General features: G+C 72.1%; 40 protein-coding genes. 8 read left to right on the top strand and 32 right to left on the bottom strand.

The annotated features are described in order from the left end of the window. Positions 1-17: 17 nt before the first annotated feature. Entirely contained in the window at positions 18-611 is a 594-nt protein-coding gene (locus ACZ60W_RS34285; RefSeq protein ID WP_469759318.1) for a hypothetical protein, read from the bottom strand. A 93-nt stretch (positions 612-704) separates the two neighbouring features. Here ACZ60W_RS34285 and ACZ60W_RS34280 point away from each other — a divergent pair, with 93 nt between their 5' ends. After that, positions 705-935 carry a hypothetical protein gene (locus ACZ60W_RS34280; RefSeq protein WP_469759317.1) on the top strand — a complete coding sequence of 77 codons (231 nt, stop codon included), beginning with the start codon at positions 705-707 and terminating at the stop codon, positions 933-935. 106 nt (positions 936-1,041) lie between these two features. Here ACZ60W_RS34280 and ACZ60W_RS34275 read toward each other — a convergent pair whose 3' ends face one another. The 8 genes from ACZ60W_RS34275 to ACZ60W_RS34240 form a co-directional block, all read right to left on the bottom strand. Further along, positions 1,042-1,524, bottom strand: coding sequence for a DUF6283 family protein (locus ACZ60W_RS34275; RefSeq protein ID WP_469759316.1), 483 nt, complete (start codon positions 1,522-1,524; stop codon positions 1,042-1,044). Further along, the gene (locus ACZ60W_RS34270; protein WP_469759315.1) at positions 1,521-1,994 is read right to left on the bottom strand and encodes a hypothetical protein; all 474 of its coding nucleotides are present in this window, start codon (positions 1,992-1,994) and stop codon (positions 1,521-1,523) included. Before ACZ60W_RS34270 ends, ACZ60W_RS34275 begins: the two co-directional genes overlap by 4 nt. Positions 1,995-2,094: 100 nt before the next feature. Next, positions 2,095-2,343 (bottom strand): hypothetical protein, encoded by a 249-nt coding sequence (locus ACZ60W_RS34265; RefSeq protein ID WP_469759314.1) that lies wholly within the window; start codon positions 2,341-2,343, stop codon positions 2,095-2,097. A gap of 188 nt (positions 2,344-2,531) precedes the next feature. Continuing rightward, complete coding sequence (locus ACZ60W_RS34260; RefSeq protein ID WP_469759313.1) at positions 2,532-3,560, bottom strand: tyrosine-type recombinase/integrase; 1,029 nt, start codon at positions 3,558-3,560, stop codon at positions 2,532-2,534. Beyond that, positions 3,557-3,934, bottom strand: coding sequence for a hypothetical protein (locus ACZ60W_RS34255; protein ID WP_469759312.1), 378 nt, complete (start codon positions 3,932-3,934; stop codon positions 3,557-3,559). The genes ACZ60W_RS34260 and ACZ60W_RS34255 overlap by 4 nt, the downstream gene beginning before the upstream one ends. A gap of 78 nt (positions 3,935-4,012) precedes the next feature. Next, entirely contained in the window at positions 4,013-4,204 is a 192-nt protein-coding gene (locus ACZ60W_RS34250; RefSeq protein WP_469759311.1) for a hypothetical protein, read from the bottom strand. Between the two features lie 101 nt (positions 4,205-4,305). Then, on the bottom strand, positions 4,306-4,875 hold the full coding sequence (locus ACZ60W_RS34245; protein WP_469759310.1) for a hypothetical protein: 570 nt from the start codon (positions 4,873-4,875) through the stop codon (positions 4,306-4,308). Between the two features lie 9 nt (positions 4,876-4,884). Then, the gene (locus ACZ60W_RS34240; RefSeq protein ID WP_469759309.1) at positions 4,885-5,205 is read right to left on the bottom strand and encodes a hypothetical protein; all 321 of its coding nucleotides are present in this window, start codon (positions 5,203-5,205) and stop codon (positions 4,885-4,887) included. Between the two features lie 86 nt (positions 5,206-5,291). On the opposite strand from ACZ60W_RS34240, the gene ACZ60W_RS34235 reads away from it, so the two are divergent. Genes ACZ60W_RS34235 through ACZ60W_RS34220 form a run of 4 tightly spaced genes read left to right on the top strand, consistent with a single transcriptional unit; the run spans position 5,292 to position 6,962 of the window. Continuing rightward, positions 5,292-5,855 (top strand): matrixin family metalloprotease, encoded by a 564-nt coding sequence (locus tag ACZ60W_RS34235; RefSeq protein ID WP_469759308.1) that lies wholly within the window; start codon positions 5,292-5,294, stop codon positions 5,853-5,855. A 5-nt stretch (positions 5,856-5,860) separates the two neighbouring features. Next, a complete protein-coding gene (locus tag ACZ60W_RS34230) occupies positions 5,861-6,355 on the top strand; it encodes a hypothetical protein (protein WP_469759307.1) in 495 nt (164 codons plus the stop codon). Next, the gene (locus ACZ60W_RS34225; protein WP_469759306.1) at positions 6,352-6,657 is read left to right on the top strand and encodes a hypothetical protein; all 306 of its coding nucleotides are present in this window, start codon (positions 6,352-6,354) and stop codon (positions 6,655-6,657) included. Before ACZ60W_RS34230 ends, ACZ60W_RS34225 begins: the two co-directional genes overlap by 4 nt. A gap of 41 nt (positions 6,658-6,698) precedes the next feature. Next, complete coding sequence (locus ACZ60W_RS34220; protein WP_469759305.1) at positions 6,699-6,962, top strand: hypothetical protein; 264 nt, start codon at positions 6,699-6,701, stop codon at positions 6,960-6,962. A 5-nt stretch (positions 6,963-6,967) separates the two neighbouring features. On the opposite strand, the gene ACZ60W_RS34215 is transcribed toward ACZ60W_RS34220, so the two are convergent. Further along, entirely contained in the window at positions 6,968-7,978 is a 1,011-nt protein-coding gene (locus ACZ60W_RS34215) for a hypothetical protein (RefSeq protein ID WP_469759304.1), read from the bottom strand. A gap of 60 nt (positions 7,979-8,038) precedes the next feature. Between ACZ60W_RS34215 and ACZ60W_RS34210 the strand changes: the two genes are divergently transcribed. Together ACZ60W_RS34210 and ACZ60W_RS34205 are read left to right on the top strand one after the other, a co-directional pair. Then, entirely contained in the window at positions 8,039-8,371 is a 333-nt protein-coding gene (locus tag ACZ60W_RS34210; protein ID WP_469759303.1) for a WhiB family transcriptional regulator, read from the top strand. Between the two features lie 418 nt (positions 8,372-8,789). Beyond that, the gene (locus ACZ60W_RS34205) at positions 8,790-9,443 is read left to right on the top strand and encodes a hypothetical protein (protein WP_469759302.1); all 654 of its coding nucleotides are present in this window, start codon (positions 8,790-8,792) and stop codon (positions 9,441-9,443) included. Here the strand turns inward: ACZ60W_RS34205 and ACZ60W_RS34200 are convergent. Genes ACZ60W_RS34200 through ACZ60W_RS34185 form a run of 4 tightly spaced genes read right to left on the bottom strand, consistent with a single transcriptional unit; the run spans position 9,428 to position 11,429 of the window. Then, on the bottom strand, positions 9,428-9,892 hold the full coding sequence (locus ACZ60W_RS34200) for a hypothetical protein (protein ID WP_469759301.1): 465 nt from the start codon (positions 9,890-9,892) through the stop codon (positions 9,428-9,430). The two genes, ACZ60W_RS34205 and ACZ60W_RS34200, sit on opposite strands and share 16 nt — an antisense overlap. Continuing rightward, a complete protein-coding gene (locus ACZ60W_RS34195; protein WP_469759300.1) occupies positions 9,882-10,238 on the bottom strand; it encodes a hypothetical protein in 357 nt (118 codons plus the stop codon). Before ACZ60W_RS34195 ends, ACZ60W_RS34200 begins: the two co-directional genes overlap by 11 nt. Then, positions 10,168-11,157: a hypothetical protein gene (locus tag ACZ60W_RS34190; RefSeq protein WP_469759299.1), complete on the bottom strand. Its 990-nt coding sequence runs from the start codon at positions 11,155-11,157 to the stop codon at positions 10,168-10,170. The genes ACZ60W_RS34195 and ACZ60W_RS34190 overlap by 71 nt, the downstream gene beginning before the upstream one ends. After that, entirely contained in the window at positions 11,154-11,429 is a 276-nt protein-coding gene (locus tag ACZ60W_RS34185; RefSeq protein WP_469759298.1) for a hypothetical protein, read from the bottom strand. The genes ACZ60W_RS34190 and ACZ60W_RS34185 overlap by 4 nt, the downstream gene beginning before the upstream one ends. Before the next feature lie 401 nt (positions 11,430-11,830). On the opposite strand from ACZ60W_RS34185, the gene ACZ60W_RS34180 reads away from it, so the two are divergent. Beyond that, positions 11,831-12,385, top strand: coding sequence for a hypothetical protein (locus ACZ60W_RS34180; protein WP_469759297.1), 555 nt, complete (start codon positions 11,831-11,833; stop codon positions 12,383-12,385). Here ACZ60W_RS34180 and ACZ60W_RS34175 read toward each other — a convergent pair. The 18 genes from ACZ60W_RS34175 to ACZ60W_RS34090 all read right to left on the bottom strand — a co-directional run bounded on the left by ACZ60W_RS34175 (position 12,369) and on the right by ACZ60W_RS34090 (position 21,174). Then, on the bottom strand, positions 12,369-12,917 hold the full coding sequence (locus ACZ60W_RS34175) for a Thoeris anti-defense Tad2 family protein (protein ID WP_469759296.1): 549 nt from the start codon (positions 12,915-12,917) through the stop codon (positions 12,369-12,371). The two genes, ACZ60W_RS34180 and ACZ60W_RS34175, sit on opposite strands and share 17 nt — an antisense overlap. Beyond that, complete coding sequence (locus ACZ60W_RS34170) at positions 12,838-13,329, bottom strand: hypothetical protein (protein ID WP_469759295.1); 492 nt, start codon at positions 13,327-13,329, stop codon at positions 12,838-12,840. Before ACZ60W_RS34170 ends, ACZ60W_RS34175 begins: the two co-directional genes overlap by 80 nt. 148 nt (positions 13,330-13,477) lie before the next feature. Beyond that, entirely contained in the window at positions 13,478-13,834 is a 357-nt protein-coding gene (locus ACZ60W_RS34165; RefSeq protein ID WP_469759294.1) for a hypothetical protein, read from the bottom strand. Positions 13,835-13,854: 20 nt separating this feature from the next. Continuing rightward, complete coding sequence (locus ACZ60W_RS34160) at positions 13,855-14,091, bottom strand: hypothetical protein (RefSeq protein ID WP_469759293.1); 237 nt, start codon at positions 14,089-14,091, stop codon at positions 13,855-13,857. Positions 14,092-14,114: 23 nt separating this feature from the next. Then, positions 14,115-14,402: a hypothetical protein gene (locus ACZ60W_RS34155; RefSeq protein ID WP_469759292.1), complete on the bottom strand. Its 288-nt coding sequence runs from the start codon at positions 14,400-14,402 to the stop codon at positions 14,115-14,117. Positions 14,403-14,422: 20 nt separating this feature from the next. Beyond that, positions 14,423-14,641: a response regulator transcription factor gene (locus ACZ60W_RS34150; RefSeq protein WP_469759291.1), complete on the bottom strand. Its 219-nt coding sequence runs from the start codon at positions 14,639-14,641 to the stop codon at positions 14,423-14,425. After that, on the bottom strand, positions 14,638-14,934 hold the full coding sequence (locus ACZ60W_RS34145; RefSeq protein ID WP_469759290.1) for a hypothetical protein: 297 nt from the start codon (positions 14,932-14,934) through the stop codon (positions 14,638-14,640). The genes ACZ60W_RS34150 and ACZ60W_RS34145 overlap by 4 nt, the downstream gene beginning before the upstream one ends. Before the next feature lie 10 nt (positions 14,935-14,944). After that, positions 14,945-15,145 (bottom strand): DUF3263 domain-containing protein, encoded by a 201-nt coding sequence (locus ACZ60W_RS34140; protein WP_469759289.1) that lies wholly within the window; start codon positions 15,143-15,145, stop codon positions 14,945-14,947. Further along, on the bottom strand, positions 15,142-15,402 hold the full coding sequence (locus ACZ60W_RS34135; RefSeq protein WP_469759288.1) for a hypothetical protein: 261 nt from the start codon (positions 15,400-15,402) through the stop codon (positions 15,142-15,144). The genes ACZ60W_RS34140 and ACZ60W_RS34135 overlap by 4 nt, the downstream gene beginning before the upstream one ends. Before the next feature lie 8 nt (positions 15,403-15,410). Then, positions 15,411-15,617: a hypothetical protein gene (locus tag ACZ60W_RS34130; protein WP_469759287.1), complete on the bottom strand. Its 207-nt coding sequence runs from the start codon at positions 15,615-15,617 to the stop codon at positions 15,411-15,413. Further along, a complete protein-coding gene (locus tag ACZ60W_RS34125) occupies positions 15,610-15,780 on the bottom strand; it encodes a hypothetical protein (protein ID WP_469759286.1) in 171 nt (56 codons plus the stop codon). Before ACZ60W_RS34125 ends, ACZ60W_RS34130 begins: the two co-directional genes overlap by 8 nt. Beyond that, positions 15,773-16,072 carry a hypothetical protein gene (locus tag ACZ60W_RS34120; RefSeq protein ID WP_469759285.1) on the bottom strand — a complete coding sequence of 100 codons (300 nt, stop codon included), beginning with the start codon at positions 16,070-16,072 and terminating at the stop codon, positions 15,773-15,775. The genes ACZ60W_RS34125 and ACZ60W_RS34120 overlap by 8 nt, the downstream gene beginning before the upstream one ends. A 78-nt stretch (positions 16,073-16,150) precedes the next feature. Further along, entirely contained in the window at positions 16,151-16,708 is a 558-nt protein-coding gene (locus tag ACZ60W_RS34115; protein ID WP_469759284.1) for a GH25 family lysozyme, read from the bottom strand. Between the two features lie 60 nt (positions 16,709-16,768). Beyond that, positions 16,769-17,440, bottom strand: a complete 672-nt coding sequence (locus tag ACZ60W_RS34110; protein WP_469759283.1) for a hypothetical protein — start codon at positions 17,438-17,440, stop codon at positions 16,769-16,771. Positions 17,441-17,781: 341 nt separating this feature from the next. Further along, complete coding sequence (locus ACZ60W_RS34105; protein WP_469759282.1) at positions 17,782-19,230, bottom strand: hypothetical protein; 1,449 nt, start codon at positions 19,228-19,230, stop codon at positions 17,782-17,784. Beyond that, on the bottom strand, positions 19,230-20,099 hold the full coding sequence (locus tag ACZ60W_RS34100) for a ParA family protein (RefSeq protein WP_469759281.1): 870 nt from the start codon (positions 20,097-20,099) through the stop codon (positions 19,230-19,232). The genes ACZ60W_RS34105 and ACZ60W_RS34100 overlap by 1 nt, the downstream gene beginning before the upstream one ends. Positions 20,100-20,365: 266 nt before the next feature. Next, positions 20,366-20,830 (bottom strand): hypothetical protein, encoded by a 465-nt coding sequence (locus ACZ60W_RS34095; RefSeq protein ID WP_469759280.1) that lies wholly within the window; start codon positions 20,828-20,830, stop codon positions 20,366-20,368. Beyond that, a complete protein-coding gene (locus ACZ60W_RS34090; RefSeq protein ID WP_469759279.1) occupies positions 20,827-21,174 on the bottom strand; it encodes a hypothetical protein in 348 nt (115 codons plus the stop codon). Before ACZ60W_RS34090 ends, ACZ60W_RS34095 begins: the two co-directional genes overlap by 4 nt. Positions 21,175-21,293: the final 119 nt, after the last annotated feature.

Here is a 21,293-nt window from a genome sequence, read left to right as displayed (position 1 = left end):
CCGGCTACCGCCCGGCCTCACACCGGGCGGCCCGCCATCCACGTCCGGTAGGCGTGGGCCACGGCCGCCAGCTCGGCCGTGCCGTCTTCGCCGCCGTACTGGTCCCACCACACCGTGAGCTGCGCCCGCCGCTCCATGTTCGTGCCGCCCGTGATGCCTGCGCGGACCGCCCACGCCGTCCGCGCCGCCTGCAGGGCCGCCCAGTCACCGTGCCCGGGGCGCTCGCCGATGAGCCGATTGCAGTCGTCCGTCACCGCCTGCTCCTCGCGGTACGGGACACCGCCACCGTCGTACCGGCCGACGCCGAACACGTCGGTGACCCGGGCACCGGCCTCTTCGAGCTCGCCGACCGCTTCCATCACCGCCTCGACCGGGTCGCGGGCGGCCCGCGCCGTGGCGATCACCGCCCCGCCGGGCGCACCGGGCCAGCGCGGCGACCGCACCCAGTCCCAGCCGCGCGGCAGCGTCGAGGCGTCGACCTCGCCGTAGAAGTCGAGACGGAACCGGTACTCCCAGCCGTCCTCGGGCATCTCCACCTCGGCCGCGCCGAAGTCGCCCAGGTCGAGGGCCTGCTGCCCGGGGATCTCGTCGTCCCACTGCTCGTCATCCACGGCCGAAAGCCTAGAGCCGAACGGGGTACGGGGAAGACAATCTGTCTTCCGCCGTACGATGTCCCGCGCGCCCACATCCCGAGGGGGGAACCCGTGAACCAGCCCCAGCCGCCTTACGGCCAGCAGCCCGGCCAGCCGCCGCACCAGCCGCCGTACGGCTACCAGCCGCCGCCGCAGCAGGTGTACGTCGCCAACCAGCCCCGCAAGACCGTCCACGGCCCCGGCTGCCTGATGACGTGCGTCCACGCCCTGATGACGCTGATGACGCTCGGCCTCTGGTATCCGATCTGGCGGCGTGCGAAGCGGACGTCGAGGCACTACTGACCCCGGACGCGCAAAAGGCCCCCACGGCACATTTTGGGGGCCTCATGCTGGACACTGTCCTTCCGTTATACCTCGCCGGTCGGACAACGCCCTCGCGACACGCCGACTACTCGCGGTCCTTCGCCCACCGGTACCCGTCGCCCCGGCACGGCGCGAGCACCGGATCGTCCGGGGCCACGCCGTTGGCCTCGGCCATCTCCCGGTAGCTGTCGTACAGCTCGGCGTCGGAGTGCACGACGGAGAAGTCCAGCCGCCGCGACTCCATCCGCACCCGCATGTTGTCGCCGGCGCCGCGCAGCAGGAACCCGGCGCACCACATCGGCGGCCCGTCCTCAGCCGCGTGCTGGTGGCAGCCGAAGGCGTGCTCGGCCATGTCGTACGCGGTGCGCGCGGACTGCCGGTACGCCTGCGGCGGGTACTCGCCGACCTCGGCGTCCCGCCGCCACGGGCAGGCCGGCTTGTCCGGCCCGTCGGCCTCGCACGGCGTCACCCGGAACGACGGCCGCCCGCCGGTCGTGTGGATCTCCAGCACCCTGTGGTTCTCGTCGGCCTGCCTGGCCGCGACGACCTCGCTGACCCGCCTGCTCACGGCCGCTTCCTGTCCCGCAGGTACCCCACCGACAGGTGCCAGTATTCGCCGGTCGCCCCAGGGCTGATCCGCTCGGCCACGGCCCCCAGGTCGAACGTGTCCATCTCGGGGAGCACCATCACCGACAGGGTGCCGTCGTAGCCCTTCACCAGGTTCACCCACATCCTGATCCGCGGGTCGGCCGGAAGCACGATGCGCGCGGTGCCCTCGGCGTCGAGGAAGGTGACGACCATCCGGCCGTCCTTCTCCTCGGTCCAGCGGGCCAGCGAGTTCTCCGCGAGGGACGTCTCATCGCGCGGCACGAAGCGGTTCCGCTTGAGGAAGACGTCGAGCTCGGCACGGTCGACCTGCGTGCTCATGGGCAGGGCGAGGATCGGCAGGACTCTGCCGTCCTTCGTCTGCACACCCGTCGGCACGGCCGCGTGGGGTGCCGGGATGCCTTCGGCCTCCTGGTGGACGATCCTGGTCATCGGTTCCTCTCGTACCATGACGTGCGGGCCGAGGACTCTTAGCCAGTCCTCGGCCCGCTCTACTTTGCCGCACAACTCGCGCTGTGCCGGGCGGAATCGGTCAGGCGGCGAGGAGCGCGGCGGCCGCCTCGTTGAACTCGGTGTAGGCGGCCTCGGTCTGGACGCTCTCCTCGCCGCTGCCCAGGACGCGCAGGCCGTAGTTGAACTCGGCGAGCAGGGCCTCGCGGGCGTCCACGCCGTTCACGGTGACCTTGCGGTTGAGGCCCTTCCAGATCCGGGCCGTCTCGTAGTCGGCGTTCGCGGTGCCGGCCTGGATGGCGGTCAGGATCTCGGTGGTCGTGGCGCTCATCGCGTTCCCCTTGGTGGTGTGGTTGGTGCTTGTTCTTGTAGTTACAGTCTAGCCAACATCGACCCCCCTAGCTAGTTTAACAGGGTGAATTGCCGTGGTGTGCACCACACGAATCCGCCAACTCCCAGACCTCCTAATCACCTCCTAATTCGTCCCGAACTAGTAGTTCAGCCAGGCCCGCCCGCCCCCTATCTACGCGTCCGCCAGCGTCCGCCGCGCCCGCCGGCCTCCTGCCTCGGGTGCGGCGCGCACACCGCGCCCCGGCGCTGTTGCATCCGCCGCTCGGCCGCGCCGACGATCCGCCGCAGCGCGTCCGCGCCGATGCGCGTGTATCTGCGGTGCAGGGTCCGCGGGTCCTTGTGCCCGCTCAGCGCCCGCAGCACCGGCGTATCGACGCCTTCCTCCGCCAGGTGCGTCAGCCGCGAGTGCCGGATGCGGTGCAGCGTCAGGAACTCGAACGTCAACCGCTCACCGGGCAGCCCGAGTTGACGGCTGCGCTCCTTGAACATCTGCTCCGCGCGGTTGTACGTCAGACGGCACCGCCCGCCGGGCCCCCGGTCCTCTACGCGGCGCGCCCGCCAGTTCCACGGCCGGGTGTCGGTGAGGAACACCGGCCCGTCCTTCCGGTCGCCGACGAGCTCGCGCAGCAGGCCCATGCCCTCGTCCGCGAACTGCAGCCAGACCGTGTCGCCGCCCTTCTGCACGACCGGCGCGCGCTGCTCGGTCCAGTCGATGACCTCGACGTTCAGCGACAGCAGGGCGTCCGCCCGGCTGGACGACTCGTACGCCAGACGCCACAGCGTCCGCTCGCGCAGCGCGGCCGCGCCCGGCGCCCACATCCGCTCCAGCACCCCTATGCCGACCGACTTCGTCGCGTCCTCGTGCACGGTCCGCGACTCGCACGACGCCGGCAGCTCGACCTTGCCGCCGTGGTGGCGCCGCATCCACGTCAGGAACCCCAGCACCGTCGCCCGGTTGGTGTTCCACGTGTTCGGCTTTCGCTCGCCCCACAGGGCCCCCAGCGCCGCCGCGTAGTCCTCGCCGGTGACGTCGAGCACCGGCCGGCCTTCCGCGCCGAGCCAGGCCGCGACCCGGCGCAGCGTGATGCCGTACTGGCGGCGCGTCCGGGCCTTCGCCTCGCCCGGGTGCTTGCGCTCCAGCCACACCGCCCACGCCTCGCCGAGCGTCCAGCCCGCGAGCTCCGCCGACGCCGTCACACCGCCTCCCGCACGGGCCACAGCATGAAACTGCTCATCGGCTGCGCCTGGATGATGCGGACGCCGACCGGCTTCCCGACGGCCGGAAGGCCGAGCTGCGGCTGCAGCGCGGTCACCCCCGAGTCGACCCACGAGATCCGGATGTCCTTGGCCCTGAGGTAGCCGTCGACCTGCTCGGTGGTGACGTCCTCGAAGGTGAGCCCGATCCGCTCCGCCAGCTCCCACCCGAGGGGGATCATCAGCTCGCGCGGCGCGACGCCTTCCACGGCCGTGCACCGGGTGCTGTACCGCAGGTGCTCGGCCTCCAGCTCCAGGTTGCGCAGCAGCCCTTCGGCCTCGCGCCAGCGCACGGCGGATCGACCTTGCTCGTTCATCGGGGGGACTCCCAGGGAGAGGCACTGCGCCCGGCCCATAGCCAGGCGGCGCAGTGGACTTGCACGATACCGAAGACGTCAGCTGTAGTCCTGCACGCCCTCTGTCGAGGCGGCGATCATCTCGTAGGGCTGCTCGTCGGCGCCCTCCCGCATGATTCGTTCCAGCTCCTCACGGGAGATCACCGTGAACGGCTGGCCGAACAGGATGCCGCCGATGCCGCCGTTCTCGTACGGCGGGTCGTCCTGCTGCTCGCACTCCTCGTTGGCCATGCCCGGCACACTACCAACTCACGGGAGTAAATTAGCTATTTACTCCCGTGGCGCTGACACAGCCATCCTCCCGGGAGACAAGTTGTCTTCGGGATCCTCGGTCAGCGGCGCATGAACGTGGCCGGCGGCGCGCACAGCGCCTTCGCGACCCGGGCCAGTCCGGTGAGTACCGGCGGCGCGGCGCGGCCGGGCACCAACGTCTTGTCGAGGATCGCCGGCCTCGGGAACTCCAGCTCGACACCTGCACCCCGTACGTCGCGCTGGTGGCAGGCGATGACCGGTGGGTGACCGGGCTGGTGGGCGATGAGTAGCCGCTCCTCGACAGCGCGCGGGTGCTCGCCGAAGTTCCGGCCCTTCCACTCCTGCCGCTCGTCCTCGGACTCGAAGACGAGATGCCAGAACTCGAACATCATGGCCACGCCGACGAACCCGGGCGGATGCGGCGGGTGTTCGCCCTTGGCGACCGCGTCCTCGAACGCGGCGGCCATCTGGTGAACCATGACCCGAGGGTGCTGCGCCCGCCGGGCCGGGGCGAGCGGGATGCGTCCGAGCCGATCCGTGTAGATGACGTACAGCTCCGGGTCCATGTTCCACTCGTTGTACGCGTTCATCTGGTCCAGGAGCAGCACCGCGAGCGCCGGGGCAGGCTCGTGCCGGGGGAAGGTCTTCACCCCTGGACCCTATCCGCGGTGCACGTACATCCACCGGCCGTTCCGGTCGATCGCCGGCTCCGGCTCGCCCTCGGGCTCGCCGTTGCAGCCGAGCCGGGTGACCGCCGCGCGGATGTACCGCAGCGTCACCGGGATCGGGATCTGCAGGCACGGCCGCTGCGGGTCCGGCACCGGCTCCTCGAAGGCGCGGGCAAGGAGGTCGCCGGCCGGGGTCCACGTGTCGAGGTGCTGCACTTCCAGGTACGTCGGCGGCTCGCCGGTCGCGCTCAGATCGAAGGCGATGACCCGCCCCCGTGCCGGGCCGTCGTGCAGGATCGCTTCGGGGCTCATGACGCGACGATAGTGGACGTACCCGCTCGGGTGATCGCAGACAACTCGCCCACGACCACCACGGCGTAGCCGCTACGCTCCGCAGCGTGAACCACCGACCGTTACCGCTGCTCGTCGCCGCAGCGGCCCTCGTCGCCCTGACCGGCCCCCCGGCCACCGCCCGCGCCGTGCCGGCCGCCGCGTGCCTGGACGGCAAGACCGAGACCAAGGGCCACTCGGCCGTCGACGACGGCGAGATCCGCTGGACCGACAACACGTCGTATGACGACGCCCGGAAGTTCGCCATCTCCACGTGGCAATACTCCGGCTCGAAGATCAAGATCGTGGCCGACTCCGCCATCACCTCCAACGACCTGGAGTTCAAGGACGGCAACCTCGGCACCCGGGACAAAGACCCCCTCGCCCAGTACGAGCGGCACGGCTCGTTCGGCGCCACCGACTACGTCATCTTCAACAAGCAGAAGCTCCGGGGCGCCTCGAAGAACCGGCTGCGGTACGTCGCCCTGCACGAGCTCGGGCACGCGCTCGGCCTGTGCCACAAGTCCGACACCGTCCTGTCCCTGATGTGGAAGAACGCCCCGTCGCCCGGGTACGAGATCACCTGGATCCCCGACGTGGACAAGGCCAACTACAAGAAGCTGTGGGGCTGACCGCCATGAACAAGCTCATCTTCGGGGCCGTGAGCCTCGCCGTGGCGGCCGCGGTGGGCGCCGGCGGATACGCCTACCTCCAGGCCGACGACGTCGAGCACGCCGAGGCGCTGTGCGCCGAGACCCAGTCGGACGCCGCCGAGGCCGCCCGCGCCCAGAACCTCGCCCTCGTGGACGTCGTCTCCAAGGGCCGCTTCGTCTCCAAGGGCGCCGATGCCGGCGGCCTGCAGACCTTCAAGGTCCGCACCCTCGCCGTCTTCAAGGGCCAGCTCCCCACCGACGCCGAGATCGGACTCCCCAACGACGCGGCGGCCAAGCTGCAGCCCGGCGGCCGCTACGAGGTGTCCGTCCTCGGCCCGGACGCCGGGACGTGGATCGCCCGCTTCACCCGGCCCGTGCCGACCGGGAAGACCGCCGAGACGGTCGCCGCGCACTGGCGCACCGAGATCGGCAAGCACTTCGTCGAGCCGCCGTGCTCCGACACCACCACGGCGCCGTGAGCGCCATAGCCGAGCTGACGGCCGCTCTTGAGACCGTCAGCATCCGCCACTTCGCCGAGGACCAGGACGGCCGCGTCCTCCTGGTCCTCGGGCATCCCGAGCGCGCCGCGCTGCAAACGATCGCCGGCCGCTTCTACCCGATGGCGGCCGCCGAGCCGGGGGAGACCGTCACCCGCTACCGGCTCACCGACGCCCAGGCGCAGGACCTCGCGATCATCGTCGCGTCCTGCCCGCCCCACCTGCGCGTGCAGGCCATCGCCCGCAAGCTGAGCGTCCACGTCCGCCAGCAGGGGTACCAGTGACCGCCCGGCGGCCGTCAGACCCGGCGTCTACGCTCGTGATCATGAGCACTGTCGAGGCAGACCTCACCGACGCGCTGCACGGCGCGGGCATCCTGCACTTCGCCGAGGAACGCGAGGACGGCACGCTGCTCCTGGCCCTCGGGCACGCCGACCGGCTCATCCTGCGCACCTTCGCCGGGTCGTACCTGCCCGCCGCCCGGGAGGAGCGCACCGAGAGGGTCACCCGCTTCACCCTCACCGCCACGCAGGCCCAGAACGTCGCCACGGTGGTCCGCGCCCGCGCCGGGTGGCTCACCGGCAACTGAGCGGCCTACCGCTCGCATCCGGTCGTCAGGGACGCCAGCACGGCCCGGCACGTCCGGCACGACGGCTCGACCTCGCGGCCGCGCACGCACGACCGGCGGCCTTCCTCGTCCTCGTCGTGGTCCGGCTCCGGGTGCCCGCAGTGCGAGCACGTCGCGGGCGGCGGCGCCACCGTGGTGGCGAGGAGCATGTACGCCATGCCCGCCCGGTGCGGCATCGGGCTCGGGCCCGACCCGAGGTTGACGACCGGCGGCGCCCACGCGGGCCACGGCGGCGCGTCCAGCACACGGCCCTCCAGGAAGTCCATGCGCACCACCTCGACCCGGCGCACCTCCGGGGCGTTGTCCGCGTCCAGCGCGTGCTCCTCGCGGTCGTCCGTCGTGACCGCGAGCTCCAGCTGCGGGCCCGTCAGCCACGGCACCCCGAGGTACGCCCACCGGTCCTCGCGGCCTGTGTCGCCCCACGCTTCGAGGGCGAAGTCCGCGGTGTCGTCCAGGTCCCGGTGGATCCGCTTGATCAGCCGGTTCGCGCGCAGGCCGGCCTCGTAGGAGTCGCGGCCCTTCGCCGGGGACAGCGTCGACAGGAACAGCCGGTGCGCCCGGCTCTCCTGGCCGAACGCCGTGGTGATCCGCACCGGCTCGACGAGGACCTGCAGCTCGACGTCGCCGGCGTCGACGACGAACGCGTCCTGGAGCCGCGGGACGCCGCCGCCGTCGAGCGGCGTGAAGCGCAGCACCCGCATCGTGAAGTACACCCCGGCGCCCTCCTGCGTGCCGAGGATCGGGCGGGCCTGCGCCTGGTACCGGGTGACCTGCTGGTTGCCGTCCACCGTCGAGGACGTGACCGCCAGGGTCCGTTCGTCGATCTGGTAGCCGTCGCGCAGCGCCCCGTCCTGCAGCTGCGCCAGGGCGACGTTGCGGACGGCGTCGCCGTTCGGGCGCTGGTGGGGGACGACCTCCGGGTCAGTGCTCAGCACCGTGACGACCTGCGTGGTGTAGACGCGGCGTTCATCGCTCATGGCGGCACCGTACCGGCTCAGCGGTGCGAAATGTCCGAGTCTGTTCGTACGCTCTGGATCATGCACGGAACCCACCCCGCCGGCAGGCACCTGGAGACCCCCGAGCGCCTGGCCCTGCGCGACGCCCTCGACCGCCTCCCACGCGCCTACCGGGTGCCCTGCGCGCACAACCCCGACGCCTGGTTCTTCAAGGACACCGGCTCCATCATGACCGCGGTACGCGGCTGCCAGACATGCCCCGTCCGCTGGCAGTGCCTCGCCTCCGCCGACGCCGAGGGGGAGCAGTACGGAGTGTGGGGAGGCGTGCTCTTCCCCCGCGCGCGCCGCCCGTCCGAGGAGCCCCAAGGGCACACTGATTCGGAGCTGCCCGCACAAAAGATGTGTCGTTCGTAATGCATTCGCCCGACCGGATTCCGTCGTGTAACAGGCGGGAAAACTCCGCTACTTCCGATGGCCTAGGCCGTTCTCCTCAATGAGGACATTGCGCCTCGGGCTTCGCGGCCGTCGCCTGCTCCGCCCCCATTCCCCGGGGTGTAGAGCCTGCCAACCGGCGGCGGCCGCAAGCTCCCAACCACCGGCCCCCCGGCCTCGGGAACGAAGCCCTCCACCGGGTCGTACACACACCCGCAGGCCCCCTCGATGTCCCCGCACCCCGGACACGCCTCGCACGACTCGTTGCCGCACTCGCAGCCCTCCGCCGCGCACGGCACATACCGCCACGCCTCGCCGTCGTCCCAGTCGCCGCCCACGAACTGACGATCTCCCGGGGAACCGCCGCGCGCCGGCCGGCAGACGGGTGATACTGCCCCGCATGGACAGCACCCCCAGCACCCCCTTCGAAGCCCTCTTCGGGTTCCAGGCGCCTGGCGCCGACGTCACCGCCGCCCCCATGGAGATGGACGCCGTCGGCAAGATCTGCGACTTCTGCGGCCCTGCGCTCGGCAGCGACGACCCCGCCGTGTGGGCCTACCCGTGCGGCCAGACGTCCCAGCAGTTCGACATGGGCGGCACCGGCCGCACCATGGACATCCCCATTGCGGCCGGCCTCTGGTACGCCTGCGCCCGCTGCCACCGCTACATCAAGGGCAACGGCTGGGCCGCGCTCGCCAAGAACATCGGCTACGCCGACGGCCACGCCGGGCCGCCCGCGTGGCAGGCGTTCCGCGTCGCCCGCGAGAAGGGCCCCGGCTACCGCTGGCCCCTCGACCCCGACGCGGTGCCCGCGCTGCGGCCCACCGTCCGCACCGCCTGGGCCTATCTGTCCACCGCGCTCGTCCAGCCCGACCACCGCGAGGCCGTCGCCAAGATCAACCTGGTCGCGGAGCTGTGCGGCACCCTGTACGCCACCGCGCCCACCGAAGACGACGTCACGTTCCTCGTCGAGAACGTCGGCAACTACCTGGTGCCGTCACTGCAGATCCACCTCGGGCGGAAGCTGAACTTCGCCCTCTACCCCTCGCCCTGACCCGGCTCGGCCTCGGCAGCCTCGGCCGCCTCCCGCTGCCCCTTCGCCAGGGCCTGCGACACCGTCTCGACGTCCTCGCCCGCGCACGTGATAACCCGGGGCACCGGACCGCGCGCCGGGAGCAGCGCGGCGTCCAGGAGCGCCGTCAGATCGTCGTCCGCCGGGGCGGCCGGACCGCCGCCGTCCAGCTCGTCGGGCAGCACGAGGATCCCGGCGCCGGCGGACCGCGGGTCCACCGGCTCACCCTCGCCGAAGTCGCCGGTCACCAGCTGCCGCCGGAACTCCACCGCCTCCGGGGTGTCCGCGAGCAGCAGCCCCAGGTTCTCCCGGTCGATACGGATCGAGGCGCGCAGCGGCGGCAGCGGCCCGCAGTCGACGTCCTCGCCGACGTCCGCCAGGGCCTCCGGCAGGACCACGCCGCCCTCGGCGAACCGCTCCTCATCGCTCACCGGGATCTCCCATCTCGTCCGCGTCCGGCATCAGCACCAGCTGGATCTTCTCCGCCACCAGGGCCTCTTCGCCCATGGCACGGTCGGGACGGTACACGGCCACCACGTACTCGACCGCGCCCGCCGCGCCGTTGCGCTGCCACAGCACGTTCCACGCGTGCTTGGCCTTCTCCAGCGCCCCCCGCGCGTCGGCCGCCCACAGGTCGAACCCGGACGTCCCCGGCCGCCCGTTCTCGCCGACGATCGTCATCTCGACACGGAATCGGTCCAGGCCGTCACCGCGCAGCCACGCCGCCGCCCGCTCGGTGTTCGCCGCCGCGAGCTCCCGCACCTGCTCCTTGTCCACCGGCCTGCTCCTGGTCGTCGTCCTCGAAGGGGGAAGGCCCCAACGCTACGCCGTCGGCCGTGATCCGCGGTGCGATCTCCGCCAGGCCCGGGTGGAGCTCCGCGATCTGCCGGACGATCACCCGGGGCATCTTGTCGGCGTCGAGCTGCCGGCCGTTGCGCGAGGTGAACAGCGGCCCCTGCTCCTTGGAGGAGTACGGCGGCCGCACGATGCGGAAGTCCGGCACGTACGCGTCCAGCGCCTCGACGCACTCGGCCGGCCACTCCCACGGCTCGGGCGCGTACCCGCCGCCCTTGACCGGGATCTTCGACACCACGCGGTGCTGCTCGCGGAACGTGCGCTCCAGCCAGATCCCCGTGGCCTGGAAGGGCCGCAGCCGGGCGAGCAGCAGGTAGATCAGCAGCCGGTCACGTGGCTCGGCGTATCGGTCGGCCGCCGAGCGCAGCATCCCGGCCTGACGCCGGGTGAGCTTCACCCTGCCTGGCAGGCCCGCGCTCACCCCGGGCCGGATCGCCCGTACCGGGTTGCCCGGCACGACACCCTCGCGCACGGCGTGCTCGTAGAAGGAGAACAGCGAGGAGCGGCGCCGGGCCCGGGAGCGGGCGGCGGCCGCCGGCCACTGGTTCAGCCACGCGTCCACGTGGAACGGAGTCGCCTCCCAGATCAGATCGCCGATGAACTGGATCCAGCCCAGCGGCGGCGGGTCGACACCGAACGGCTCCCCGGCGCGGGCGGCGGCGTCCCGGGCGCTCTTCCACTCGTGCAGGCGCACCAGGTCCAGGGGGCGGCCGTCCTCGCACAGCACGCCGAGGTCACGGCCGTAGTTCTCGTGAGTCTCCGCTCCGAACGCTCCGGCGCCGCGCGCCCGCCCCTGGTTGAGCCAGTGGTCGCGCAGCATGTACGGGTCGGCCCACTTCACCGCTCCATCTCCCTCAGGAGCACGGGGAGCGCGGCGCGCAGGGCGGCGATCGACTCGGGGGTACCGGAGAGCTCGACGGCGACCTCGTCCGGGTCGGTGGAGGCGAAGACGACGAGCGCGGCCACGGGCCGGGTGTGGTGAGGGAGGTAGGGCACCTCGACCTCCTGGACGAAGGAGGTCAGGTGGACGTCGCCCTCGGGGGTCCTCTGCCGCGTGACGTGTGTGCGCAGGTGCCGGGTGCCCGGCTCGGTGATCTCTCCAGGGGTGCTCATGGGGCGCATCTTCCCAGATCACCTATTCCGGATAACAGCCTGTTTACCATCTAGGGGCCTAGTGGTGGGTCACGGCGCGTGGGCAAAGCCCGGGGCCGGGCCGCGCGAGTGCGGCACCGAGAGTGGTGAACGGGCTGTTATCCGGAACAAGTTGATCACTGATACGGGCATCGTAGGGGGTGCCTATCCCGGGGGGATGATCGCTTCACGGGGCGGGTTGAAGGGGCCCCGGATGGAGGAAGGGCGCGCCCGGCGTGGACCGGTCGCGCCCGCAGGCCCGCACGGCTATGCCGGGGTTCCGGGTGTCACGGTTTCCGCGTGACAGACGTGCGTCGCCTTCCGCCAGTGTGGCACGGCGCCGGGAGACAGATTGTCTTCGCCACGGCCGGTAGGGTCCGGCCATGAACAACGCGTTCCGCCTGCAGACCTTCGCCGTCACGCCCGCGTCCGGGGACCGGTTCCTCGAAGAGTCGCTGCGCCTGGAACTGACGGCCACGCCGCATCCGGTGCTCGACCGGCCGGGCGCGGCGAACCTCCTGTCCCACTGCGAGGTCGAGCTGTCGGCGCGCCTGGGCGTGTGGGCGGCCGAGGAGCCCGAGGAGCTGGCGAACATCTTCGAACCGTGGCTGGAGCGGATGCGCCAGGCCGCCGCCGGGGCGCCGCTCATCCTCGACGGGTGGGCGGAGATCGACGGCGCGGCGCTCAAGCAGTGGGCACGGGTGACGGTCCACCGTGTCCAGCAGGTCGAGGTCGGGCTCCTGGACACGGTGGTGGAGGAGCCGGACATCGAGCTGCTGCGGGAGATCGGTGTGCCGGAGCACGAGATCGTGCCGACGGCCCGGGTGGTGGTGCTGCGCGCCGTGGCGCTGCCGCGCGAGAACGGCCACATCTACAGGACGTGCCTGACGCACGAGGCGCCGCCGTCGGACCAGGTGCCGGCTACGCGGCCAGCGTGACGTAGAAGGCGCCGACGTCGAGCCGGTACATGCCGAGCGCTTCGAGGATCGGCCCGGAGGCCGCGCGCAGCAGGTCAGCGTCCTCGGGGGTCTGGGCGATCAGGTGCAGGGAGTTGTGCTCCACGGAGGTGGCGCACGTGCGGCGGACGGCTTCGGCCGTGGGCTCGTCGAGCTCTGCGGCGATGGCGTACCAGTCGTCCTGGAGGGTGCGGCGTCGCTCCTCGGCGTGGCGCGGAGCGGGCGGGAGGGGCGCGGTGGGGCGCTCGCGGCCGGAGACGCCGACGAACCAGTCCTTCGCGAGCAGCGAGCGGGGGGTCAGCTCGGGCGGGCCCCATTCGCCGGTCTCGTAGCGCTGCAGGATGGTCTCCGCGCGGGGGCGGCCCTGGTCGTCGGTGCCGGCGGGCTCGTACTTCCAGCACTTGCCGGCGCGTGCCCAGCCGGCTCGTGCGATCTCAGCTCCGGCGAGGAAGTGCGGTTCGATCTGGCCGAACGTCATCAGCGGCGGCAGGTCGGGGGACTGATCGGTGCTCATGATCGATCACCGTAGCGGCGGCGGCGGCCGGCTGGAGGGCGAACAGCATCTCTCCGTACGCGCTGCGTCCGGCGCGCTGGACGAGGCCGTCTGCGGCAGCGCGCTCCAGGGCGGCGCGGAGCAGCGGCACGGCGGCGGGCATCAGGTTCATGGCCGCGGTGAGGGTGGCGACGTCGGTCACCTCGGCGCTGGTGAGTGCGGCGCAGCGGGAGCGCAGGCGCATCAGCATGTCGGCGATCGAGCGGGGTTCGGGCTCGCGGCGCAGGGAGGCGATGGCGCGGCCGAGCTGGACCAGAGCCTCGTTGGGTCCGCCGGGGTGCCGGTGGGTGGCGAGGCGCAGCCGTGCGCGCTCGGAGAGGTAGAGGTCGGTGCCGCCGCAGGGGTGGCGGGGGTGGTGGTAGGCGCTGGCCACGGGTCCTCCGGATATGCGTCCGCCCCGGCCGGGGGGGGATGGCCGGGGCGGTGCTGGTGCGAACGGGGGGGGTGTTCGCTGCGCGCGGGGACGTTCGTCCGGACCCGCGCACGCTCACTGTAACCGAACGATCACGCGCTGTGGGCGGTTACGCGCCCGGGGTCACGGCGTCGAGCAGCACCGTGGGCAGCAGCAGGTGTACCGCGCGGTGCTCGCGCACCAGGTGCTCCCACTGGACATCGGTGAGCCTCGGCGGCCTGCCCATGCCGAACTCCAGGCACTCGGCGCAGCCCGGCGTCGGCTCCAGCTCGCGTTCGGGATGGGTCTCGACGAAGTGCTCGACCCACGTCACGACGTGAGTGGGCGCCAGGGCCCGCACTTCCGGCTTCGGGCTCTGGCGCGCGTTGTGGAAGTGCTGGGCGCTGATCTTCCCGAGGGCGCAGCAGTGCGCGTCCTCCGGGTCCGGTGTGTGGAAGCCCGCGGGGCTGTCGGCGGTCGTCGTCATCCCTCGACGGTAGCCGCGGTTCAGCCTCTCGCGGGCCGCTTTCCCGCAGGCCCGTACGGCGACTGCTGGGCGGCTCGGCCGCTGCGTTGCTGCACCGGCCGCAGGTTGTCGTCGAGGAGGCCGGCGTCCTGCAGGGCCCGGCCGACCTGCGCCCACTGGTCGACCATGGACCGCATGACCGGCACCAGGTCGTTGAACGCCTTGGTCAGCCCGGCGAACAGGCGGGCCGCGCTCTCGGCGGCCTCCACCGGGTCCACCACGCGCTCTTCGGCCGGGGCGGTCACCGGGCGGCCGCCGGGACGCGCAGGGTCGCCGTCCAGGTGACGCGGACGTACGGGGCGTCGGCCGGGACCTCGTCGCCGTCCTTGAGGGCGGTCCACTCGGCGCCCTCGTCCGCGCGGTGGCCGGTGATCGCCACCTCCACGGTGTCGGGCATCTCCAGGTCGGCGGCCTTCACGAGGACCTGGAGGTCGTCCATGGCCTTCTGGTGGTTCGCTGTCATCGAGTCGTGGCACCCGTAGTGGACGGAGCGCTCGACCCACAGGGTGCGCTCGGCGAAGTCGGTCATACCGGTCAGCCTACGGGGCGTCAGGTCAGCTCCAGGTCCTTCACCGTCAGCACGCCGGTGGCGAAGCCGATCGCCACGGCGTGCTCACGGTTGCGGGCGCCCAGCTCGCGCTTGATGCCGTACCGGTAGTGGTCGCGCACCGTGTGGATGCTCAGGCCCAGCCGGGCGGCGATCTCCCTGTCGCCGTACCCGTTGGCCATCAGCTTGAGGATCGCCAGGCGCCGGCGGGTCAGCTTCACAGCTTCTTCGCGACCAGGGCGACGGCGACGGCCGCGCACAGGACGCCGAGGAGGATGCCGGTGGGCAGGCCGGTCGCGGCGACGAGGACGCCGACCGCGCCGAGGCCGCAGGCGCGGGCCCACCGGTCGGTGTGGGCGCCGTTCTCGGCCGCACGGCGCTCCTCGTCCAGCTCCTCGATGTCCTGGAGGTAGCGGGCGCGCACCGGGTGGCCCTCGGGCAGCTCGGCGGCGACCTTCGCGCGCGCGGCTATCGCGGCGGCGAGCCGGTCCACCTCGTCCTGGCGGTAGGCCACGGCGTTCTCCTCATCGGGCGGCCCGGCGGCGCTCTCTCAGCTCGTCGAGCCGGCGGAGCGTCACCGGGTAGGCGGCGCGGCATTCGGGGTCGTCGATGGCGGCGTTGACCAGCTGCCAGAACTGCGGGAGGGAGAGGTCGGTCTCGTTGTAGACGAGCATCCGCCCGGCCGTGTACGGCAGGCCGGGCAGACGGTCGACCAGCTCGATCACACGTCGAAGAAGTCCTGTGGGCGCCACGTCATCAGGGTGGACTCCTCGTTGGCCTCGGGGCACGAAGGCTCGTCGCCGGTGACGCACGTGTGCAGCCAGGCGGGCTCGGCCGGGTACGGGATGAGGACGTCGGCGGCCGGGGCCGGGCCGGGCGCCGGCTGCGGCAGCGCTGCGTCGGGCGTCGGCTGGTAGGCGCCGAGGGCCAGGACGACGAGGAGCGTCGCGGACGCGGCGGCGCGCAGGAGAGCGCTGTGCATGGTGGCGCTCACAGCGTCCACGCCGGGGTGAGGACGTGCGCGACGAGGACGGACGCCCAGCCGAGGACGACGCACACCGCGAGGGTGACGCCGCCGATCAGGGCCAGCGTCTCGCCGGTCGTCGGCGTCGAGCGCAGGAACACGGTGCGGCTCTCTCCCTGCAGGGACGGGTGGGGGATGCGCCCCTGGTGCGGGATGCCGGACTCGTCAGCCATGGAAGGACCCTCCGGGGCCGTAGCAGGCGTACAGGGCGGAGTAGGCGCCGCCCGCGATCAGGGCGAGCGCGGCGAGGTGGGCGAGGCTCGCGGCCGCGATCCGGGCGTTCTCGCTGGCCTTGTCCCACCACCGGTCGAAGGCGCGGCGCAGGCGGTCACGCATGGGGCGCCTCTGCGTGGGTGCCGTGCGGGTCGCGGGGGCGGACCATCGGCGGGGGCGGCTGCTCGATGTCGTACAGCGGCGTGCCGACGCGGTGCCGGCCGGTGGCCGGTCCGCCGCCGCCCGAGGTGCGATGTTCCTCGATCTGAGCGAGGCTCTTGTAGCGGCGCTCTACGCGTTCGATGCGGCGCTGCAGGCGGATGGCGGCCGCCAGGCCGAGGCCCAGCCCGCACGCGAAGATGACGCCGAGCCCGAAGGCGACGGCGGCGACGGCGGCGTATGACGTGGCGTCCATACCTCAAGCCTCACCCGTTCGCATGACCGGCGCGCGGGAGGTAGGGCCGTTCGTGTCAGGTGCTCGGCGTGTCGTCTCTCAGGCGGAGTCGGCCCACGTCCGCAGCTCCTTGTCGGACGCGAACGCGGCCACGTTCTGGTCGAGCGGGGTGTCCGTCCACTGGTGGAACAGCCACGGTGCCTTGATGCGCGGCCGCCCGGCGGTGACGTAGTCGGCGATCCACAGGCCGTCGCCGGCGTTCGAGGTGGTGTCCCGGGTCAGCCAGAAGTCCCGGTTGCAGTAGAGCAGCACGCGGTGGGTGGGGCGCAGCCGCTTGACCTCGGCGAGGAACTGGTCCTTCTCGGCGCAGGTGGCCGCGGGGCCTCCCTGCCCGGTGGTCTCCCAGTCGCAGACGAGGGGGTCGGTGCGCCGGGAGTCGGCCTGCTCGACGAAGTACAGGGCCTGGGCGTCGATGTTCCCGGGCCACAGGAAGTGGTAGAAGCCGAGGACCTTCCCGGCGTCGCGGACCTGCTTGGCCTGCTTCTTCTGCAGCGGGTTGGTGTACGTGCGGCCCTCGGTGGCCTTCACGAACACGAAGCTGGAGTCCTTTGTGCTGAACGTCTTGTTGTGCGCGCTGACGTCGATTCCGCGGAGCATGGGGCCCTCCTGACGTGCCGGTACCTGGTGCAGCCCGGCACGCCGGCGGGCGTATTCCCGTCAGGGGGCGGCGTACAGGCCCCGGCCCTGGCGGCTGGCCTCGCCCTTGGCGAGCATCGAGTTCAGCAGGGAGCGGGCGGCCTCGACCTTCGGCTTGTCCTTGCCGTCGTGGCCCAGGGCCTCGGCGACCTGCCGGGCCGTCATCGGCTCGCCGGAGCCGGCCAGGAGCTCACGGACCCGTTCGCGGCGCGGCTTCGGCGGGGCGGCGGCTGTCTTCCTCGCCTTGACGGCGCTCGGGGCGAGCTCGACCGCGATCGGCCTGGCGGCGACCTCCGCGATTTCCTTGAGCACGACGCCGCGCTTCTTCCGCCCGGGGGCGGTCTTCTCCGGCTCGGGTTCGCGGGGGGCGGGCACGGCCTCCAGGGCGGGCGGCGGGTGTTCCTCGCCGGAGTCCGCGGGGAGGTCGCCGAGGGACAGGTTCACCACGTAGTCGGTCTCGCGGACGGCGGCGACGTGCGCCTCGTGGTCGGCGACGGCGTCGCCGTGCGCGAGCTTCTGCAGGACGTTGTAGGCGGCGGCGACCTCGGACAGTTCTCGGTCGACGTCGTTGATCCGGCGGGCGATGAGCTCCCGGCCATGTTCCAGTGCGTCGCGGCGTTCGGAGAGCTGGGCTTCGAGCTGCCGGAGGCCGGCGAACAGGTCGGCGGTCGTCTGGGCGGGAGCGTTGGCCATGGGTTACCCATCTGTCCTGATTCGGGGGGAACTTGCGGCCGATCACGGTAGCCGATGCCCGGGGGGCCTTGTGGGGCTCTTGGGCCGCCTGGGACGCCTCGCGGGTAGGAAAGGGTGCGCACCACCACGAACGGGGCTGTGGGGAACTTGTGGGGCCTTGGGCAGTCCGCTGCCGGAGGGACCGCCGCCGACAGCGGACGCCATGCGCGTGCCACTGCCGCTCACCGTACGTGGCCGGGTGCCCGCCGTATGTCCGCCGCGCGGGTGCTCCGGCACGGGGAAGGGCCCCGGCCCGTCGCCGTGGTGGCGACGGGCCGGGGCCCCGGAGACAAGTTGTCTTCCTACTCCTCGGTGGCGGTCTCCTCGACCGGCTCCCCCTCGGGCTCGGCCTCCGCCTTCGCGGCGGCCTTCGCGGCGCGGGCGCGGGCCCGCTCCTCGCTCTGCCGTGCCTTGAGCTGCACCTCAAGGCGTTCCAGCAGTTCCCGCGTCGCCTTGATCTGCGCCGTCAGGTCCTTGGTGTCGTCGGTCGCCACGGTGTCGGCCAGCGGCTTGAGCCACACCTCGGCCTTCTCCTTCGGCGTGAGCGGCTTGACCTGGACGACCTCGACGACCGTCTCCGTCTCGGAGACCACCTCGCCGTCGATGACCTCCGGCTCGTCGGACGGATCGGGCTGCCCGGCCTTGATGAACCCGAGGGCCTTCGCCGCCTTCTCCAGGTTCGCCGCCGACGTCGAGCCGTACGACTCGGCCTCGAACCACGTGTCCAGGACGGCCTGAGCCCCGGCCTGCAGCGCCTCTTCCGTGGACTGCCCGCCGACCTGCTCGAACTTCGACAGGATCGAGCTGCGGACCCGGATCAGCGGGCGCAGCGTGCCCTCCTTGAACTCCTTCGCCGTGACGCCGCGCAGGATCTCGATGATGGGCCTGGCCCGGATCTGCTTGTTCGCGTAGTCGCCCGAGAACCCCCACTGCTGCATGCAGTAGTCGTCGAAGCTCTCGAACTCGCGGGTCGGGTCGGCCTTCCACAGCTCGTCGTCCCGGACCGGTTCGAGGGTGAAGCCGAGGTACAGCAGCATCTCGCGCTTGGCCAGGTCGACCGTGAGCCCGAGGCCGCGGTTGGCCCCGGCGAACAGCGCCTCGTAGTGGTCCAGCTTCTCGACCGGCGTCGCGGTGGCCGGCGGGTGCGACATCGTCGGCAGCTCGGGGAGCAGCTTCTTGCGCTGGATCTCCAGCTCGCTGGTACCCGCGCTCTGCGGCCGCAGGGCGATCACGTTGCTCGGCGCCGTGGTGTCGACGACGATCTCGGCGACCGGCTCGGGCGCCGCCTCCGGCTCCTCGCCGACGACTTCGGCCTCCACGACCCCGTCGTCCTCGACGACCTCGGTGACCGGCTCGGGCTCGACGACCTCGACGGCCGGGGTCTCCTCGACCTCGGGCTCGACGACGGCCTCGGGCTCGACGACGGCCTCGGGCTCGGGCTCCGCCGGGGTCTCCTCGGCGACCGGCTCGGGCTCCGCCTCGACGACGGCCTCGGCCTCGGCGGGCTCGGCCGGGGCCTCCTCCGGCTCGGGCTCGACCTCGTGGCGCGGGTCGGGGACGGCGGCCAGCGCCGGGGCGGCCTCGTCGTCGACGGGCTCGGCCGGGGGCCACGCCTCCTCGACGGGCTCGGCCGGGGGCAGGTCGTCGACGACCGGTTCGGCGGCCGGGCCGCCGTTCTTGCGGCCGAGGAGGGCGGCGAGGTTCGACTCGCGGTTACGGGTGCGGGCGTTGCCGCGGTTCTTCGTGGCCATTACTGCACTGCATCCTTCGGCTCAAGACGGTTCGTGATCGTGTCGACGCGCGGCTGCGCCTTGCCGAGCCCGAGCTCTACGGCGAGCTTGTAGAAGTCGAGCGCGGCGTTCAGCTCCATGCGGTTCTGCCGGTACCTGGTGCACACGAGGCCGTTGAGCGGGGCCTGTGCGTGGACGCGGTAGCGGCGCACGGTGTTGTGGGCGCGGTTCCAGCCCATGCCGTCGATGAACGCGATGCAGTTGTCCCGGTCGGGGTGGTGCTCCTGGGAGCCGTCGCGCGGCTCCCAGTTGTTGACGACGCACACGTACGGGACGCCGGACGGCTTCACGACCTGTTCGATCGTGCTGATCGTCGGCTCCCACGACAGCGGCTCGGGCTCGACGGGCACGATGACGCCGTCGGCCTGCGCGAGCAGCGTGCGCATGATCTTGGCCTCTCGGCTGTCGCCGAGGAGCTGGGTGTCTTCCTTGATGTCCATCCAGCCCGGGGTGTCCACGAAGAGGTGCCGGAAGGGCAGTTCGCGCAGGCGGGACAGGTGCTCAAGGTCGCCGTCGTCGGTGAGCTGGATGTAGACGAACGGGGCGCCCTCGTCGGACGTGTTGTCGATGTTGCCCATCCACCACTTGAGCGAGCCCTGCGGGTCGGCGCTGATGGCGGCGACCACGGGGTCTCCCGTGATGGGGTCGGGGCCGAGGGTTTCGGCCGTGACCGCCGAGAGCTGGGCCACGAAGGTGGACTTGCCGACGCCGCCCTTGCGGCTGACGACGAGGTAGATGCGGGGGCCGGGCTTGTGCGTGCCGACGGCGGCGGCGGCCACGTCGATCGCGCTGTTGGTGACGTAGGTCGTCTTGGACAGGCGTGTGCCCACTGGTTCTCCTATGAGGTCCGTACGCTTCACGCGCTCGCTGGTTTGCGGCGTCGCTACTTCGGATGTCGCGCGCATTCTGTCAGCTCTCTCCCGTTATCCGGTGCACTGCGTTCCCCTTTCGTGGGGTGGCGGCTTGTCCTTGCACTTTCAGTCTAGCATTCAAACGCTCTGAAACCTAATTTGAGCGGGTGATTGCCAGACGGCAACGGCCGGGCCGCGAAGACAAGTTGTCTTCCTCGCGGCCCGGCCGCACCGTCACGCAACCCTCACACCCAGGCCGTCAACGATCCCTGCGCGTCGTAGTCCTCCAGCACCGCGCGCGTCGCCGCCCACGCCTGCCGGTGCGCCGCGCTCGCCACGGCGTTCACGACCATCCGCGCGTGCTCGATGTCCAGGCCCTCCACGAGCCGCTGCACGTCGATCGGTACCCCGGCCGCCAGCGACGCCGCCAGCCCGAACATCTTCGGCCCGGTCGTGCCGTAGCTGTGGCCGGCCGTCTCCAGGTGCTCGTGCATCGCCCGCCACGCCACCCGGGCGTGCGGCTCGCCGCCGACCGTCCCGAACCGGAAGAACTCGCGCACGTAGTTCGGCGACTCCTCCCGCTCCTCGTCCACGGCCGCGTCCAGCCACACCCCGTGCTCGATCAGCAGCTCCACGGCCGCCCGGGTGCAGTCCCGCTGCGCCCCGTTGCGCAGGCCGGCGGCCAGCGTCTCGCGCGTCAGCTCGCTCACTGCCCGGCCTCCGGCTTCTGCTCCCGCTCGGCGAACAGGGCCGGCAGCGCCTCCAGGTCGTCGGTCGCCCGCTCGGCCAGCGCCTCGACGGCCGCGGTGAGGCTGCCGCCGTTCAGGTACCGCACACTCCAGACCACCGCGTGCGAGCCCTTGTGGTCGTGGTTCGCGATCGTCAGCGTCACCGACATGTCGTCGCCGAGTCCCGCCGCCACGGCGAGGGCCGCGACGTCCAGGTCGAGGTGGTGCGCGGTGACCGGCACCCGCGCCGCCTCCGCGTCCGCCGTGCTCGTCTTCCCGTCGCCGCCCCGCTCGTTGGGGACGGTGACGATCTGCTGCTCGTTCATGTGCTTCCTCTCTGAGTGGGGGCGGGGGGGGGGGGGGGGGGGGGGGGGGGGGGGGGGGGGGGGGGGTGTGTTGTGCGGGGGGGGGGGGGCGGGGGGGGGGGGGGGGGGGGGGGGGGGGA

The sequence above is a fragment of the Streptomyces sp. NPDC104202 genome (assembly GCF_055584185.1).
The sequence above is the reverse complement of the archived record's forward strand: the minus strand, read 5'-3'. Positions and strand labels throughout refer to the sequence as shown.

Excerpts from the sequence above, each read along its gene's own strand:
- ACZ60W_RS34135 (WP_469759288.1), bottom strand. The coding sequence starts at position 15,402 with ATGCACAGCGCTCTCCTGCGCGCCGCCGCGTCCGCGACGCTCCTCGTC.
- ACZ60W_RS34120 (WP_469759285.1), bottom strand. The coding sequence starts at position 16,072 with ATGGACGCCACGTCATACGCCGCCGTCGCCGCCGTCGCCTTCGGGCTC.
- ACZ60W_RS34090 (WP_469759279.1), bottom strand. The coding sequence starts at position 21,174 with ATGAACGAGCAGCAGATCGTCACCGTCCCCAACGAGCGGGGCGGCGAC.
- ACZ60W_RS34255 (WP_469759312.1), bottom strand. The coding sequence starts at position 3,934 with ATGAACGAGCAAGGTCGATCCGCCGTGCGCTGGCGCGAGGCCGAAGGG.
- ACZ60W_RS34110 (WP_469759283.1), bottom strand. The coding sequence starts at position 17,440 with ATGGCCAACGCTCCCGCCCAGACGACCGCCGACCTGTTCGCCGGCCTC.
- ACZ60W_RS34115 (WP_469759284.1), bottom strand. The coding sequence starts at position 16,708 with ATGCTCCGCGGAATCGACGTCAGCGCGCACAACAAGACGTTCAGCACA.
- ACZ60W_RS34155 (WP_469759292.1), bottom strand. The coding sequence starts at position 14,402 with ATGACCGACTTCGCCGAGCGCACCCTGTGGGTCGAGCGCTCCGTCCAC.
- ACZ60W_RS34210 (WP_469759303.1), top strand. The coding sequence starts at position 8,039 with ATGCACGGAACCCACCCCGCCGGCAGGCACCTGGAGACCCCCGAGCGC.
- ACZ60W_RS34250 (WP_469759311.1), bottom strand. The coding sequence starts at position 4,204 with ATGGCCAACGAGGAGTGCGAGCAGCAGGACGACCCGCCGTACGAGAAC.
- ACZ60W_RS34175 (WP_469759296.1), bottom strand. The coding sequence starts at position 12,917 with ATGAGCACCGATCAGTCCCCCGACCTGCCGCCGCTGATGACGTTCGGC.
- ACZ60W_RS34220 (WP_469759305.1), top strand. The coding sequence starts at position 6,699 with ATGAGCACTGTCGAGGCAGACCTCACCGACGCGCTGCACGGCGCGGGC.
- ACZ60W_RS34215 (WP_469759304.1), bottom strand. The coding sequence starts at position 7,978 with ATGAGCGATGAACGCCGCGTCTACACCACGCAGGTCGTCACGGTGCTG.
- ACZ60W_RS34180 (WP_469759297.1), top strand. The coding sequence starts at position 11,831 with ATGAACAACGCGTTCCGCCTGCAGACCTTCGCCGTCACGCCCGCGTCC.
- ACZ60W_RS34205 (WP_469759302.1), top strand. The coding sequence starts at position 8,790 with ATGGACAGCACCCCCAGCACCCCCTTCGAAGCCCTCTTCGGGTTCCAG.
- ACZ60W_RS34230 (WP_469759307.1), top strand. The coding sequence starts at position 5,861 with ATGAACAAGCTCATCTTCGGGGCCGTGAGCCTCGCCGTGGCGGCCGCG.
- ACZ60W_RS34240 (WP_469759309.1), bottom strand. The coding sequence starts at position 5,205 with ATGAGCCCCGAAGCGATCCTGCACGACGGCCCGGCACGGGGGCGGGTC.
- ACZ60W_RS34105 (WP_469759282.1), bottom strand. The coding sequence starts at position 19,230 with ATGGCCACGAAGAACCGCGGCAACGCCCGCACCCGTAACCGCGAGTCG.
- ACZ60W_RS34130 (WP_469759287.1), bottom strand. The coding sequence starts at position 15,617 with ATGGCTGACGAGTCCGGCATCCCGCACCAGGGGCGCATCCCCCACCCG.
- ACZ60W_RS34185 (WP_469759298.1), bottom strand. The coding sequence starts at position 11,429 with ATGAGCACCCCTGGAGAGATCACCGAGCCGGGCACCCGGCACCTGCGC.
- ACZ60W_RS34265 (WP_469759314.1), bottom strand. The coding sequence starts at position 2,343 with ATGAGCGCCACGACCACCGAGATCCTGACCGCCATCCAGGCCGGCACC.
- ACZ60W_RS34165 (WP_469759294.1), bottom strand. The coding sequence starts at position 13,834 with ATGACGACGACCGCCGACAGCCCCGCGGGCTTCCACACACCGGACCCG.
- ACZ60W_RS34125 (WP_469759286.1), bottom strand. The coding sequence starts at position 15,780 with ATGCGTGACCGCCTGCGCCGCGCCTTCGACCGGTGGTGGGACAAGGCC.
- ACZ60W_RS34270 (WP_469759315.1), bottom strand. The coding sequence starts at position 1,994 with ATGACCAGGATCGTCCACCAGGAGGCCGAAGGCATCCCGGCACCCCAC.